1 protein-coding gene is annotated in these 1037 nt (G+C 33.2%); it reads left to right on the top strand.

Translation table 11 applies throughout. The features are described from left to right. A partial coding sequence (locus JX312_RS13940; protein WP_204458522.1) for a hypothetical protein occupies positions 1–630 on the top strand: 630 nt, incomplete at its 5' end. Between the last annotated feature and the right edge of the window lie 407 nt (positions 631–1037).

The raw sequence follows: 1037 nt of genomic DNA, 5'->3' as shown, positions 1-1037 counted from the left end.
ACATACACCCACATCTCCCCCTACGCGTACTGCGCAGCTGATCCCGTCAATTTCATAGACCCAACCGGAGAAGAAGTAATACTATACGCAACTAAATTACCAGGCTTAGATGAACGTTATGATCTTTTATCTATAGCAACTCATACTTTTATTGTAGTTGAAAATAAAAAAGTTGGTAAAGTCAAATTTGCTTATGGTTCAGAATGGGATGGCGTGAAAGGAGTATTTAGCGGGAAGTTGATTAAACGGGATTATATGCAAGATCATGCAATAATGAAGGGAAAGGATTTAGACAAACTTAAAGCCCGAATTATTGTACAGCCACCTGCTGGAATGACCATAGATGAATTTGACAATAAGGTAATTGAAGTTGGAAATTCTATTGGAAATAATCCCAATATATCTTATTATATGATACCAAGTAAACTAACGGAAGGTAATTGCAACACAAGCACCTCAACAATATTATTAAAATCAGGTGTATCTAAACAGATTATAGAAGACATAAAAGAAATGATCCCTGGAATAAGAATTGGATTTGAATCGATTTTACGACCATGGACAGCTTTAGAACAAGAAAAGGCAGTTAAAAGACAAGAAATTATGAATATATTCAAAGACAGAGATTAATATCAATTAGTATATGGAAGAAAGTAGAACAGCATTAGTTGGATTCCAGACATTTAGATTCTTAGGAATATCCATATTTACAGTTACTATCATAGAAACTATTATATTTTATAGTGACACTTGGGCACCTGTATTAATATTGACAACCCTCTTAATATGGGCACCCATAAATGCAATTGTATGTCTTATCTTGTATCTACTTAAGATAAACAATTCTTTAATGTCCAATTGCTGGATGGGAATTATTGAACCTGTTGTTTATTGTGCTATATTTGCAACATGCAGTTTAATATATAATGTCTTAAATTTTACACCTAACAATATCATTTTAGCACTAGTGTCTCTTAAAAAGTGTTAATCAAATTCGAGGTCAAGAGTTGGATGGCAATTTGCTATTTGTGCTGGCT

Origin of the sequence: Barnesiella sp. CU968 (assembly GCF_905219685.1) — a bacterium.
GTDB classification, from domain to species: Bacteria; Bacteroidota; Bacteroidia; order Bacteroidales; family Muribaculaceae; genus Lepagella; species Lepagella muris_A.
Note: the sequence above shows the minus strand (reverse complement) of the source record. Positions and strands in the feature narration are given on the sequence as shown.